10 protein-coding genes are annotated in these 13621 nt (G+C 71.7%); all 10 read right to left on the bottom strand.

What is annotated here, in order from left to right; translation table 11 throughout:
- Window positions 1–18: 18 nt before the first annotated feature.
- The 10 genes from P3T39_RS10530 to P3T39_RS10485 all read right to left on the bottom strand — a co-directional run bounded on the left by P3T39_RS10530 (window position 19) and on the right by P3T39_RS10485 (window position 13538).
- Window positions 19–1335, bottom strand: coding sequence for a glutamate-5-semialdehyde dehydrogenase (locus P3T39_RS10530; RefSeq protein ID WP_280697161.1), 1317 nt, complete (start codon window positions 1333–1335; stop codon window positions 19–21).
- A gap of 199 nt (window positions 1336–1534) precedes the next feature.
- Window positions 1535–2056, bottom strand: coding sequence for a hypothetical protein (locus P3T39_RS10525; RefSeq protein WP_280697160.1), 522 nt, complete (start codon window positions 2054–2056; stop codon window positions 1535–1537).
- 78 nt (window positions 2057–2134) lie between these two features.
- Window positions 2135–3271 (bottom strand): glutamate 5-kinase, encoded by a 1137-nt coding sequence (gene proB / locus P3T39_RS10520; protein WP_280697159.1) that lies wholly within the window; start codon window positions 3269–3271, stop codon window positions 2135–2137.
- A 139-nt stretch (window positions 3272–3410) separates the two neighbouring features.
- Window positions 3411–4886, bottom strand: a complete 1476-nt coding sequence (obgE, locus tag P3T39_RS10515) for a GTPase ObgE (protein ID WP_280697158.1) — start codon at window positions 4884–4886, stop codon at window positions 3411–3413.
- Between the two features lie 113 nt (window positions 4887–4999).
- Window positions 5000–5257, bottom strand: coding sequence for a 50S ribosomal protein L27 (gene rpmA, locus P3T39_RS10510; RefSeq protein ID WP_280697157.1), 258 nt, complete (start codon window positions 5255–5257; stop codon window positions 5000–5002).
- A 12-nt stretch (window positions 5258–5269) separates the two neighbouring features.
- Window positions 5270–5587 carry a 50S ribosomal protein L21 gene (gene rplU, locus P3T39_RS10505; RefSeq protein WP_280697156.1) on the bottom strand — a complete coding sequence of 106 codons (318 nt, stop codon included), beginning with the start codon at window positions 5585–5587 and terminating at the stop codon, window positions 5270–5272.
- A gap of 228 nt (window positions 5588–5815) precedes the next feature.
- On the bottom strand, window positions 5816–9370 hold the full coding sequence (locus P3T39_RS10500; RefSeq protein WP_280697155.1) for a ribonuclease E/G: 3555 nt from the start codon (window positions 9368–9370) through the stop codon (window positions 5816–5818).
- Window positions 9371–9860: 490 nt separating this feature from the next.
- Complete coding sequence (locus P3T39_RS10495) at window positions 9861–10625, bottom strand: TIGR03936 family radical SAM-associated protein (protein ID WP_280697154.1); 765 nt, start codon at window positions 10623–10625, stop codon at window positions 9861–9863.
- A 121-nt stretch (window positions 10626–10746) separates the two neighbouring features.
- Entirely contained in the window at window positions 10747–11391 is a 645-nt protein-coding gene (locus P3T39_RS10490) for a hypothetical protein (RefSeq protein WP_280697153.1), read from the bottom strand.
- A 218-nt stretch (window positions 11392–11609) separates the two neighbouring features.
- Complete coding sequence (locus P3T39_RS10485) at window positions 11610–13538, bottom strand: TIGR03960 family B12-binding radical SAM protein (protein ID WP_280697152.1); 1929 nt, start codon at window positions 13536–13538, stop codon at window positions 11610–11612.
- Between the last annotated feature and the right edge of the window lie 83 nt (window positions 13539–13621).

Genomic DNA, 13621 nt, shown 5'->3' with positions numbered 1-13621 from the left:
CGAACGATCCGGCGGGGCTCAGCCTTCGGTCGCGCCGACGGTCTGCGTCGCCTCGCCACGGACATGGCCGTCACCAGTGACGATGTACTTGGTGGAGGTCAGCTCGGGCAGGCCCATCGGGCCCCGGGCGTGCAGCTTCTGAGTGGAGATGCCGATCTCGGCGCCGAACCCGAACTCACCCCCGTCGGTGAACCGGGTCGAGGCGTTGACGGCCACCGTGGTGGAGTCGACCAGCTGGGTGAAACGGCGGGCGGCAGCCTGCGAGGTGGTCACGATCGCCTCGGTGTGGCCCGAGGACCAGCGGCGGATGTGCTCCACCGCCGCCTCCAGCGAGGGAACGACCGCGGCGGCGAGGTCCAGGGAGAGGTACTCCGTCTCCCAGTCCTCCTCGGTGGCCGGAACGACGGTGGCACTACCGCCCTCGGCCGCCTTCAGCACCGCCTCGTCACCGTGCACGGTGACCCCGGCCGCGGCGAGGGCTTCGAGCGCGAGCGGCAGGAAGGCGTCCGCGACGTCCTGGTGGACCAGCAGCGTCTCGGCGGAGTTGCAGACGCTGACCCGCTGGGCCTTGGAGTTGAGCAGGATGCCGACGGCCATCGCCAGATCCGCCCGGGCGTCCACGTAGACATGGCAGTTGCCGGTGCCCGTCTCGATCACCGGCACGGTGGAACCCTCCACGACCGTACGGATCAGCGAGGCGCCACCGCGCGGGATCAGTACGTCGACCAGCCCGCGCGCCCGCATCAGCTCCTGCACCGAGTCCCGGCTCTCCCCGGGGACCAGCTGGATCACATCGGCGGGCAGCCCTGCGGCGGCCACCGCGTCCCGCAGCACGGCGACCAGCGCGGTGTTGGAGCGGTAGGCGGAGGCCGAGCCACGCAGCAGGACGGCGTTGCCGGACTTCAGGCAGAGTGCGGCGGCATCCACGGTGACATTGGGCCGGGCCTCGTAGATGATGCCGACCACGCCGAGCGGGACCCGGACCTGCCGTACGTCCAGGCCGTTGGGCAGGGTGTACCCGCGCACGACCTCGCCGACCGGGTCGGGCAGCCCGACCACGTCCCGGACGTCCGAGGCGATCGCGGCGATCCGCTCCTCGGTCAGAGTGAGCCGGTCGATCACCGACTCGGCCGTACCGGCCTCACGGGCCCGGGCCACGTCCTCGGCGTTGGCCGCGGTGATCTCGGCACTGCGGGCCACCAACGCATCGGCGATCGCCAGCAGCCCCGCGTCCTTCGCCCTGCGCGGCAGCGGAGCGAGCACGGCGGCCGCGGCACGGGCGCGGCGCGCAACGGCGAGAACAGGGCTGTCGGCGATGGCGTGGTTGCTGCTCATGCGCCCAAGGTTAGCGACTGCCGACCCCCCAAACGCCCGCAATTCCACCCGCTGAGACACCGAACCTCGGCAACCGGGCAACCACCGGACTCCGAGGCAATCGGGCAACCTCCAGAGGCGCTGGGCAATCGGGTAACCCCAGGGCCCTGGGCAAGCGGGCAACCTTCAGGGGCCGCGGGGCTCTGCTGGAAAAGGGCCCTCAGTACGGGTGCACGCCACCCAGGTGCGGGGGCGGGTCCCCGAAGCCCTCGGCGACTCGTTTGTGGTAGGTCGGCCGGTCCACGACCTCCAGGCCGACGATCTCCCATGGCGGCAGCTTCGCCGAGACCTTGTGCTCGCCCCACAGCCGCAGCGCGATCGCCGCCGCATCGTGCAGGTCGCGCGCCTGTTCCCAGTAGCGGATCTCGGCATGGCCGGCGGCGTAGCGGGCCGTCAGAAAGAAGGAGTGGTCGTGTGCCAGGCGTTCGAGCGCGGCGCGCAGTTCGGTCAACGGGGTCACCTGACCGGCCACGCTGAGCACCACGTGCCAGAGCCTGGCCTGCTCCGCCTCGGGGCCGTCGTCGACGTCCGAATACCTCGTCAAGTCCGGTTCGGTGTCGGATCGTTCCTCCACCGAGGTGCCCTCGGACCGGCCGCCCGCGATGCTGGTCAGCCTCCGCTGGGGCGTGTCTTCGGGCAGCGCTCCGCGCCTGCGTCCCACCGGCGGCCTCCTGTTCGGCATCGTGTCCGGGCCGAACAGGCCCGGTCCTCCCCCTGGCGGGAGCCGCCCGTGGACGGCGCGCAGGCCCACTCGGAGCGGTCAGCCGCGCAGGATGACCAGGTCGTCGCGGTGGATGACCTCACGCTCGTAGGCGGCACCGAGCTCCTGGGCCAGTTCCCGGGTGGACCGGCCGAGCAGACGGGGCAACTCCCTTGCATCAAAGTTGACCAGCCCACGGGCGACGATGTGGCCGTTTTCGCCAAGAAGGTCCACCGGATCACCGGCGGTGAAGTCGCCGTCCACCCGGGTGACCCCGGCGGGCAGCAGCGATTTCCCGCCCGAGACCACGGCCTCGACCGCCCCGGAGTCCAGTTGCAGGGCGCCTCGGGGGGTGCTGGCGTGCTCCAGCCAGAGCAGCCGGTCGGCGGAGCGGCTGCCGGTGCGCAGGAAGAGCGTGCCGGTGGGGCGTCCGGCCAGAGCGTCGGCGGCCTGGCTGGCGGCGGTAAGCACCACGGGGATGCCCGCGCCGGTGGCGATCCGGGCGGCCTCCACCTTGGTGACCATGCCACCGGTACCGACTCCGGCCTTGCCCGCGCTGCCGATCTCCACACCGTCGAGGTCGTGCGGGCCGCCGACCTCGGCGATCCGGCTGGTGCCGGGCCTGCTGGGGTCGCCGTCATAGAGCCCGTCCACGTCGGAGAGCAGGATCAGCAGGTCGGCCCGGACGAGATGGGCGACCAGCGCGGCCAGCCGGTCGTTGTCGCCGAACCTGATTTCGGCGGTGGCGACGGTGTCGTTCTCGTTGACGATCGGCATCGCGCCCATCGCCAGCAGCTGATCGAGCGTCCGGTACGCGTTGCGGTAGTGCGCGCGGCGGCTGGCGTCCTCGGCGGTCAGCAGCACCTGGCCGACGCGTACGCCGTACCGGGCGAAGGAAGCGGTGTAACGGGCCACCAGCAGGCCCTGGCCGACGCTGGCGGCGGCCTGCTGGCGGGCCAGGTCGTGGGGGCGCCGGTCCAGGCCGAGCGGGGCGAGGCCGGCCGCGATGGCGCCGGAGGAGACGAGCACGATCTCGGGCCCGTCGGGACCCTTGCGGGCCTTGGCGAGGGCGTCCACCAGTGCGTCCACCCGGTCGGCGTCCAGGCCTCCGGCGGCGGTGGTGAGCGAGGAGGAGCCGACCTTGACCACGATCCGCCGGGCGGTCAGGACTTCCTGCCGCAGTGTCTGATCGGTCATCACTGTCCTCCACTGGTGCATGCGGCGGGCCCGCCGCCGGATCGTAATCTACGCGATCCGGACAGCGGGCCCGTACTGACTTCCAGCCCGTGGACCAGGCTCGGGACTCATTGCCCTCGGGGCTCAGCGCCCTGGGGACTCAGTAGTCCTCGTCGTCTCCCTCGACCGCGGGGCGGTTGCTGGAGAGCGCCTCGAAGGCCAGGAACTGCTCCTCGGCGGCGTCCTTGCCCTTCTGCTTCTCGCGGCGGCGGTCGACGGCCGGACGCTGGGTCTCGAAGCGGTGGTCCTCGCCACGGCGGCCGAGCATCTCCGCACCGGCAGCCATGGTCGGCTCCCAGTCGAAGACCACGGCGTTCTCGTCGGGGCCGATGATGACGGTGTCGCCCTCCTTGGCACCGGCCTTCCACAGCTGGTCCTCGACACCGAGCCGGGCGAGCCGGTCGGCGAGGTAGCCGACGGCCTCGTCGTTGGAGAAGTCGGTCTGGCGGACCCAGCGCTCGGGCTTGATGCCGCGCACGCGGTAGTCGCCGTCCTCCTCGGTGACGGTGAAGCCGGCGTCGTCCACGGCCTGCGGCCGCAGCACGATCCGGGTCGCCTCCTGGATCGGCTTGGCAGCGCGGGCCTCGGCAACGATCTGCGCCATCGCGAAGCTCAGCTCGCGCAGGCCCTTGCGGGAGGCGGCCGAGACCTCGAAGACGCGGTAGCCGCGCTCCTCCAGGGAGGCGCGGGTGAGGTCGGCGATGTCCTGGCCGTCCGGCACGTCGATCTTGTTGAGAGCGACCAGGCGCGGCCGGTCCTCCAGACCGCCGTACTGGGCCACCTCCTCCTCGATGGTCTCCAGGTCGGTGAGCGGGTCGCGGCCCGGCTCCAGGGTGGCGCAGTCGAGGACGTGCACCAGCACCGAGCAGCGCTCCACGTGCCGCAGGAACTCCAGGCCCAGGCCCCTGCCCTGGCTGGCGCCCGGGATCAGACCCGGCACGTCGGCGACGGTGTAGACCGTCTCACCGGCGGTGACCACGCCGAGGTTGGGGATCAGGGTGGTGAAGGGGTAGTCCGCGATCTTCGGCTTGGCAGCGGAGAGCACCGAGATCAGCGAGGACTTGCCCGCGCTCGGGTAACCGACCAGGGCGACGTCGGCGACGGACTTGAGCTCCATCACGATGTCGCGGGCCTCGCCGGGCTCGCCGAGCAGCGCGAAGCCGGGGGCCTTGCGGCGGGCGGAGGCCAGCGCCGAGTTGCCGAGGCCCCCACGGCCGCCGGCGGCGGCGACGAAGCTGGTGCCGTGGCCGACCAGGTCGGCGAGCACATTGCCCTGCTTGTCCAGCACGACGGTGCCGTCCGGCACGGGAAGGACCAGGTCCTCGCCGGTGGCGCCGGTACGGTGACCGCCCGCGCCCGGCTTCCCGTTGGTGGCCTTGCGCTTGGGCGAGTGGTGGTACTCGAGGAGGGTGGTGATGTTGGCGTCGACGGTGAGGATGACGCTGCCGCCCTCGCCGCCGTTGCCGCCGTCGGGTCCACCCAGCGGCTTGAACTTCTCCCGGTGCACGGAGGCGCAGCCGTGGCCCCCGTTACCCGCGGCGACGTACAGCTCGACGCGGTCCACGAAGGTGGTCATTGGTGTGCCTCCAGAGCAAAGAAAGAATTGTTGACCTGCGGTAAAGCATGAAGGGTGGACCGGAACATTCCGGTCCACCCCTCACAGAGAGTCTTGACGCTGCGTCAGAGAACTCAGGCCTCGACAGCCACGATGTTCACAACGCGACGGCCGCGACGGTTGCCGAACTGCACGGCGCCGTCGGTCAGCGCGAACAGGGTGTCGTCGCCACCGCGACCGACGCCCGCACCCGGGTGGAAGTGGGTGCCACGCTGGCGGACGATGATCTCGCCGGCGCTGACGACCTGACCGCCGAAGCGCTTCACGCCGAGGCGCTGGGCGTTCGAGTCACGGCCGTTACGGGTAGAGCTTGCGCCCTTCTTGTGTGCCATCTCGCTATCCCCTTACTTGCTGACGGAGTCGATGCTCGTGATGCGCACAGCGGTGTGCTGCTGGCGGTGACCCTGACGACGGCGGTAGCCGGTCTTGTTCTTGTAGCGCAGGATGACGATCTTGTCGCCCTTGGTCTGGTCGACAACCTCGGCGTGCGCCTTCACGCCGCCGAGCACCCACGGGTCGGAGGTGACAGCGTCACCGTCGACGACCAGGATGGTCGAGAGCTCCACCGAGTCACCCGGCTTGGCGTCGATGCGGTCAATCTCCAGCACGTCGCCGACGGCGACCTTGTGCTGGCGGCCGCCGGCGCGAACGATCGCGTACATGCGGTACCTGCTTTCCATACTCGGTTCGGAACTCTCGATGCCAGCCACCTGGGTACGGACACAGGGGCCTCCCCCGATCCTTCTTGCGAAGATCCGGGAGGTGATGTGCTCGGGAGCATGGCGTAGACACGCCGAAGGTCAAGAATACGGACCGGCCGCCGCAGGGGCAAACCGGACCCGTACGCGCCCGGGGGGACGGGCCGCAACCCGCCCCCCGGACAGTGGGCTTCACTCAGCCGCGCCATCACTTTCGGCGGCTGCTGCCTTCTTGGCCGCCGCGCTGGTCCGCTTGGTCGCGGTCTTGCGGGCGGTGGTCTTCTTTGCCGCTGCCGTGGTCTTCTTGGCGGCGGTCTTCTTCGCGGCCGTCTTGCGAGCGGCCCGCTTCTTCGGCGCAGGTGCCTCGGCCTCAACCTCGGCCTCGGCCACCGGCTCGACAGCCTCGGCCTCGACGGCCGGGGTCTCGACGGCCGGAGCCTCGACAGCAGGCGCCTCCTCGGCCGCAGGGGCCTCGACGACAGCCTCCGGCGCTTCGGCGGCCCGGGGGGCCTCCTCGGCGGCGGCCTCTTCCTTGGTGCCCACCTCGGCGGCGGCCAGGGCGGCCTCCACCACGGCCTCGGCACGGGCCTGGAGCACCACGATCTCGGCCTCGCCCGGCGTGCCGGCCGGAGCCGTTGCCTTGCGCACCGCGCGGCGGCGGGGACGGCCCGCCGGAGCCGCGGCAGGGGCGGCCGGGATCTCGACCAGGCTCGGCTGCGCCTCGGGCTCGGCAGCGGCCACCGGCTCGGCGACCTGCTCCGGAACGGCGATCTCCAGCTGCTCGGCACCCTCGACCGCTGCCTCGGCCTCGATCGGCTCGACAGCCTCGGCGGCCTCGGCCGGCTGAACCGCCTGCGGCTCCTCGTGCCCGGCGCCACCCTTGCCCCGGCGACGGCGCTTGCCGCCGGCCGCGACGGCCTCACCGGTCACGGCCACCGCCGCGCCGCCACCACCGTGGACGTGCGGCTGGTCCATGTGGACGATCACGCCACGGCCGTTGCAGTGCACGCACGGCTCGGAGAAGGACTCCAGCAGGCCCTGGCCGACCCGCTTGCGGGTCATCTGCACCAGGCCCAGCGAGGTGACCTCGGCCACCTGGTGCTTGGTCCGGTCCCGGCCCAGGCATTCGAGCAGACGCCGCAGCACCAGGTCGCGGTTGGACTCCAGCACCATGTCGATGAAGTCGATCACGATGATGCCGCCGAGGTCGCGCAGCCGCAGCTGCCGGACGATCTCCTCGGCCGCCTCGATGTTGTTCCGGGTGACGGTCTCTTCCAGGTTTCCGCCCTGGCCGACGAACTTCCCGGTGTTGACGTCGATGACGACCATCGCCTCGGTCCGGTCGATCACCAGCGAGCCGCCGCTGGGCAGCCAGACCTTGCGGTCCAGCGCCTTCATCAGCTGCTCGTCGATCCGGTACGTGGCGAACACGTCCACATCCGACGTCCACCGCTGCAGCCGCTCGGTCAGGTCCGGGGCCACGTTGGAGACGTACTCGTGGATGGTGTTCCAGGCGTCGTTGCCGCTGACGATGACCTTGGTGAAGTCCTCGTTGAAGATGTCGCGGACGACCCGGACGGTCATGTCCGGCTCGCCGTAGAGCAGCGCCGGGGCGTTGCCGGTGGCGGCCTTCTTCTGGATCTCCTCCCACTGTGCCTGGAGGCGCTGCACATCACGCGTCAGCTCGTCCTCGCTGGCGCCCTCGGCGGCGGTGCGCACGATGACACCGGCGTCGTCCGGGACGATCTTCTTGAGGATCTGCTTCAGGCGGGCGCGCTCGTTCTCCGGCAGCTTGCGGCTGATACCGGTCATCGAGCCCTCGGGCACGTACACCAGGTAGCGGCCAGGCAGGGAGATCTGGCTGGTCAGGCGGGCGCCCTTGTGGCCGATCGGGTCCTTGGAGACCTGCACCAGCACGGACTGGCCGGACTTCAGCACGGACTCGATCCGGCGCGGGCCGCCGTGGCCGCCCAGCGCGCCGAAGTTGACCTCACCGGCGTAGAGCACCGCGTTGCGGCCCTTGCCGATGTCGACGAAGGCGGCCTCCATCGACGGCAGCACGTTCTGGACCTTGCCCAGGTAGACGTTGCCGACGTAGGAGGTGGCCTGCTCCTTGTTGACGTAGTGCTCGACGAGCACGCCGTCCTCAAGGACGCCGATCTGGGTCCGCAGGCCGTTCTGGCGCACCACCATCACGCGCTCGACCGACTCCCGGCGGGCCAGGAACTCGGCCTCGGTGATGATCGGCACCCGGCGGCGGCCCAGCTCGCGGCCCTCACGGCGGCGCTGCTTCTTGGCCTCCAGACGGGTGGAGCCCTTGATGGACTGCACCTCGTCCGGGTCGAAGGACGGCTCGGTGGAACGGCGGCGCGGCTCGCGCACCTTGACCACCGTACGGACACCGTCTTCGGTGGTCTCGGCAGCGACCTCGACGCCCGCCTCACCGGTGCGGCGACGACGGCGGCGACGACGGCGGGAGGAGCTCAGGCCCGCGGCCAGCTCGTCCTCCTCGTCCTCCTCCGCCTCGGCGACGGGCTCCTCCTCGGCGGGCTGGTCGGCCTCGGCCTGCGTCGGCTCCGCCTCGAACTCCTCGGCCTCGCCACGGCGGCGACGACGGCCACCCCGACGGCGGCGGCGGGACGGACGGTCGTCCTCCCACTCGGTCTCGGCCTCGGCCTCGACCTCGGGAGCTGTGGCGGCGACGGCAGCGGCTTCCTCGGCCGGCTCCTCGACCGCGACCGGCTCGGGCCGGGCGGCGGGACGGGCCGCAGCACGGCCGGCCCCACGGGTCGGGGTGCTCACCCGGACGGGCGTACGGACGCGGCGACGGCGGCCGACGCCGCTGTACTCGAACTCGTCCTCGCGCTCCCCCGCCTCGACCGCCGGCGCGGCCGGGGCCGGGGCCGGGGCCTGAGCCGGGGCCGGGGCCTGCGCGGGGGCCGGTGCCTTGGCCGGTGCGGGGGCCGGTGCCTTGGCCGGTGCCGGGGCGACATACGGGGCCGGCTCCTGGAAGACCGGGGCCTGGAAGATCGCGGTGGACGGGCGCACGGCACGGCGGCGGGCCCGAGGGGCGGACGGCTCCTCCGCCACCGGCTCGGGCTTCGGCGCCTCGGCCGGGGCCGTCTCGACAGCCGCAGGGGCCTCCTCGGCCTCCTCCTCCGGCTGCTCGGGAGTCTCCTCGACGGCGACCGGCGCGGGCTCGACCACCCGGCGGGCGCGGCGACGGCGCGCGGGCGCGGCGGGCGCTTCCTCGACAGCGGGCGTCTCGACCGGCGCGGGGGCCTCGACGGCCACCACGGTCTCGGCGGCGGCCTGCTCGGCGGCCTCGGGCGCACCGGCCGGGGACTCGACGCGCTTACGGGTACGGCGGGCGCGCACCGGCTTCTCGGCCTTCTCGGCCACCGGCTCGGCGGGCGTCTCGACCGGCGCGGGGGCCTCGACGGCCTCCGGGGCGCTCACGACGACCTCGGCGGCCTCGGGCGCACCGGCCGGGGACTCGACGCGCTTACGGGTACGGCGGGCCCGTACCGGCTTCTCGGGCTTCTCCGCCACCGGCTCGGCGGCGGGGGCCTCGGAGGTGTGGTTCTCGGCGGGCAGTACGGTCTCGGCCGACTCGGCGGCCGCGCCCTGCGGCGCACCGGCCGGGCGGGACACCGCCCGGCGACGGCGGCGCCCAGGCGCGGCGGAGCCGTCGGCCTCGGAACTTGCCGCTGCGGCGGACTGCTGCGGTTCGGTGTTATCGAGCATGCGGGTGGATCTCCCGTCAGGCCCCCGGGCTCCGCATCCGGGCACGGCGCGGCACCGCTGTTCCGGTCGGCCTCGGTAATGGCGGGCCGACTTCCACGATGCCGCCGTGCGGACACAGAGCCGCACAGGGGCTCGTAGTCTCGCTCGGCGCCCCGCACGCTGCGGGGTGTCGAAAGTCTTCTGGTCTGACCAGTGTTCTCAGGTTGTCCCAGGCCGGGCCGGTCCCCCCGACCCGGTTGGCTGCCGGGCGGGCGGCTCCCACCCGTTGCCGGGGGAGGAACGGGCCCCTCCTGCCCGCTGGCGGGCAGGGAGTGGGCGGGTCCTCTGGGCCGCCGGCCATCGGGGCCGGCGGGCCGCAAAGGGCTGGCCTGTGTGCGACGGCGCTCGCTCCCCTGGGGAGCCGCGGGGGCCAGGAGAACCTCGGCCCGGAATCCTCCGGGCCCGTTCCCCTCCCGCTAGGCGGACGCAGGTGCGCGCGGCCCGGCAGCCGCTACAGGCCGGCCGGGGCCGCTGCGCGGTCGAGCGCCAGCGGGTCGGTCACCGTGCCGGTCTCCTCGTCGAGCGGCCCCTGCGCCAGCCTGGTCACCTCAGCGGGGACCGGCGGCGCCAGGTCGGCCGTCGCACGGAGACCGGACAAAACGTCGTCGGGTCGTACGGCGGGTGTGGCGTGTCGTACTACCAGCCGCAGTATCGCACAGGGATTGCCCGTACGAACATCGCCGGTCTCCTCCGTGGCAGTGTCGTTACCGTCACCGACCCGCGGTGGGAGAAGTTCCATCGCGGCGACGGCGCCGCGCGCGTCGAAGACGCGGACTCCGTTCTTGGTGAGCCGCTGCACTTCGACCTGTTCGGCGGCCAGGAAGGCCTCGATCGCGCGGGCCGCGTCCTCGGCGGTGACCCCGGCCAGCCGGAGCTGCCACTCGGAGGCCTCGAGGCGCTCCACGAAGTTCGGGGTGCGGACCTCGACGGCGTCGATGATGTCCAGACCGGTGGGCAGCGACTCGTCCAGCTGGGCGCGCAGCGCCTCCGGGTCGCGGGCCTCGGCCAGGCCGATCTCCAGGTACTCGGCCTCGCTGGCCACCCCGGTCGGGGCGGCATTCGCGTACGAGACCTTCGGGTGAGGGGTGAAGCCGGCCGAGTAGGCCATCGGAACCGCCGAGCGGCGCAGTGCCCGCTCGAACGCCCGCTGGAAGTCGCGGTGGCTGGTGAAGCGCAGACGGCCGCGCTTGGTGTAGCGGAGACGGATGCGCTGCACCGTCGGCGCAGGCGGCGGACCGTCGGGCGTACGGCGTGCCAGGGTCGCTCAGTCCTTAGTCAGTATTTCCATCCGGCGGTGTACCTGGCCGGACTCTGTCAGGACAAGGGTACGCGCCCGTTCAGCCCAACAGTGCCTGCCGGACCTCCCACAGCACCCGTCGGACCTCCGCCTTCACCGGCCACCAGACCTCACGCCGCACCCAACGGCACGGCCGCACCACCAGAAACCCCCAGACCCGCCCGGCCACACGCCAGGCCCAGACCACCGCCCGCCCCAGCTCGCGCAGCACCGGACACAGCAGCACCCGCCACAGCCACACCGCCGGGATCGCCACCAGATACCGAAACAGCCAGAGCACCGCCAGCCCGGCCGGCGTCAGCACATACCGCCACAGCGCCCGCAACGGCACCACCACCAGGTAGCGCCAGAGCCCCTGCAGCGGCACCACCACCAGGTACTGCACCACCCAGACGAAGCCCCGCAGCAGCGGGACCAGCACCCACTCGCCCAGCCACCGCCCGACCGGGGCGAGCACATTCCGCCACAGCCACACCACGGGTGCGACGATCAGCACCCGCCCGACCGGCGCCAGCACGTACCGCCACACCATCTCCAGCGGCCACACGAACACGGCGTACAGCACCATGCCCACAGCCCGCCCCACGGCAGCGAGGATCTCCCACAGGAACCGCAGCGGCACCACGACCACCAGGGCGACCGCCCGCGCAACCCCCGTCAGACAGCCCGTCGGCCGGTCCCCCACTTGCTCCCCCGCATGTCGTGCCGTCAGTCGATCGACCCGGCCCCGCCGGCCAACGGGCCTTCAGGTCCGTGTGTCCAGCGGTGGTTTCGAAGTCGTGATCGTAGTGCAGCACCGCCGGCCCGTGATGCACGGCCGTGACGGTCACCGGAAGGAACGCACTCCGGACACACGGATGCCCCTGCCGGATATCTCCGGCAGGGGCATCCCGATGTATCGAACTACTGGTTGACCACCGTCAGCGGCAGCAGCTTCTTGCCGGTCGGGCCGATCTGGATCTCGGTCTGCATCTGCGGACAGACACCGCAGTCGAAGCACGGGGTCCAGCGGCAGTCGTCGACCTCGACCTCTTCGAGGGCGTCCTGCCAGTCCTCCCAGAGCCAGTCCTTGTCGAGGCCGCTGTCCAGGTGGTCCCAGGGCAGCACCTCCTCGTAGGTGCGCTCGCGGGTGGTGTACCAGTCGACGTCGACGCCGGTGTCCGCGAGGGCCTTCTCGGCGCTGGTGATCCAGCGGTCGTACGAGAAGTGCTCGCGCCAGCCGTCGAAGCGGCCGCCGTCCTCGTACACCGCGCGGATGACCGCGCCGACGCGGCGGTCGCCGCGGGAGAGCAGGCCCTCGATGATGCCGGGCTTGCCGTCGTGGTAGCGGAAGCCGATGTTCTTGCCGTACTTGCGGTCGCCGCGGATGGAGTCGCGCAGCTTGGCCAGCCGGGCGTCGGTCGCCTCCGCGGAGAGCTGCGGGGCCCACTGGAAGGGCGTGTGCGGCTTGGGGACGAAGCCGCCGATCGACACCGTGCAGCGGATGTCGTTCTGACCGGTGACCTCGCGGCCCTTCTGGATGACGTTCTTGGCCATCACGCCGATCTGGAGCACGTCGTCGTCGGTCTCGGTGGGCAGGCCGCACATGAAGTACAGCTTCACCTGGCGCCAGCCGTTGCCGTACGCGGTGGAGACCGTGCGGATCAGGTCCTCCTCCGACACCATCTTGTTGATGACCTTGCGGATGCGCTCACTGCCGCCCTCGGGGGCGAAGGTGAGGCCGGAGCGGCGACCGTTGCGGGTCAGCTCGTTGGCGAGGTCGATGTTGAAGGCGTCGACTCGGGTCGAGGGCAGCGAGAGGCCGATCTTGTCCTCGGTGTAGCGGTCGGCCAGGCCCTTGGCGATCTCGCCGATCTCGGTGTGGTCGGCGCTGGAGAGCGAGAGCAGGCCGACCTCCTCGAAGCCGGTGGCCTTCAGGCCGCGCTCGACCATCTCGCCGATGCCGGTGATGCTTCGCTCCCGCACGGGGCGCGTGATCATGCCGGCCTGGCAGAAGCGGCACCCTCGGGTGCAGCCTCGGAAGATCTCGACGGACATCCGCTCGTGCACCGTCTCGGCGAGCGGGACCAGCGGCTGCTTGGGGTACGGCCACTCGTCCAGGTCCATGACGGTGTGCTTGGAGACCCGCCACGGCACGCCCGGGGCGTTCGGCACGACGCGGCCGATCCGGCCGTCGGCCAGGTACTCGACGTCGTAGAAACGCGGGACGTAGACGCCACCGGTCTTGGCCAGGCGCAGCAGCAGCTCGTCGCGGCCGCCCGGCTGCCCCTCGGCCTTCCAGGCGCGGATGATCTCGGTGATGTCGAGCACGGCCTGCTCGCCGTCACCGATCACCGCGCAGTCGACGAAGTCCGCGATCGGCTCGGGGTTGAAGGCCGCGTGGCCGCCCGCGAGGACGATCGGGTCGTCGACGGTCCGGTCCTTGGCCAGCAGCGGGATACCCGCCAGGTCGAGCGCGGCCAGCATGTTGGTGTAGCCGAGCTCGGTGGAGAAGGACAGGCCGAAGACGTCGAAGGCCCGGACCGGGCGGTGGGCGTCCACGGTGAACTGGGGGACGCCGTGCTCGCGCATCAGCGCTTCCAGGTCCGGCCAGACGCTGTAGGTGCGCTCCGCGAGCACGCCCTCCCGCTCGTTGAGCACCTCGTAGAGGATCATGACGCCCTGGTTGGGCAGGCCGACCTCGTACGCGTCGGGGTACATCAGAGCCCAGCGGACGTCACAGGAGTCCCAGTCCTTGACGGTCGAGTTGAGCTCGCCACCGACGTACTGGATCGGCTTCTGGACGTGCGGGAGGAGGGCTTCCAGCTGAGGGAAGACCGACTCGACAGTCATGCACTAGGACCTTTACGGAGAAAACAAGGTGACCCTCAAGAGTAGCCGAACGCTGCGGTCGCCAGCAGCGCCGCCCGCGAAGG

This window comes from Kitasatospora sp. GP82 (genome assembly GCF_029892105.1).
Taxonomy (GTDB): domain Bacteria; phylum Actinomycetota; class Actinomycetes; order Streptomycetales; family Streptomycetaceae; genus Kitasatospora.
The sequence above is the reverse complement of the archived record's forward strand: the minus strand, read 5'-3'. Positions and strand labels throughout refer to the sequence as shown.

Bases quoted from the DNA above. Each gene is read 5' to 3' on its own strand.
- rpmA (WP_280697157.1), bottom strand. From the start codon at position 5,257: ATGGCACACAAGAAGGGCGCAAGCTCTACCCGTAACGGCCGTGACTCG.
- rplU (WP_280697156.1), bottom strand. From the start codon at position 5,587: ATGTACGCGATCGTTCGCGCCGGCGGCCGCCAGCACAAGGTCGCCGTC.
- proB (WP_280697159.1), bottom strand. From the start codon at position 3,271: ATGACCGATCAGACACTGCGGCAGGAAGTCCTGACCGCCCGGCGGATC.
- P3T39_RS10530 (WP_280697161.1), bottom strand. From the start codon at position 1,335: ATGAGCAGCAACCACGCCATCGCCGACAGCCCTGTTCTCGCCGTTGCG.
- P3T39_RS10485 (WP_280697152.1), bottom strand. From the start codon at position 13,538: ATGACTGTCGAGTCGGTCTTCCCTCAGCTGGAAGCCCTCCTCCCGCAC.
- obgE (WP_280697158.1), bottom strand. From the start codon at position 4,886: ATGACCACCTTCGTGGACCGCGTCGAGCTGTACGTCGCCGCGGGTAAC.
- P3T39_RS10525 (WP_280697160.1), bottom strand. From the start codon at position 2,056: ATGCCGAACAGGAGGCCGCCGGTGGGACGCAGGCGCGGAGCGCTGCCC.
- P3T39_RS10500 (WP_280697155.1), bottom strand. From the start codon at position 9,370: ATGCTCGATAACACCGAACCGCAGCAGTCCGCCGCAGCGGCAAGTTCC.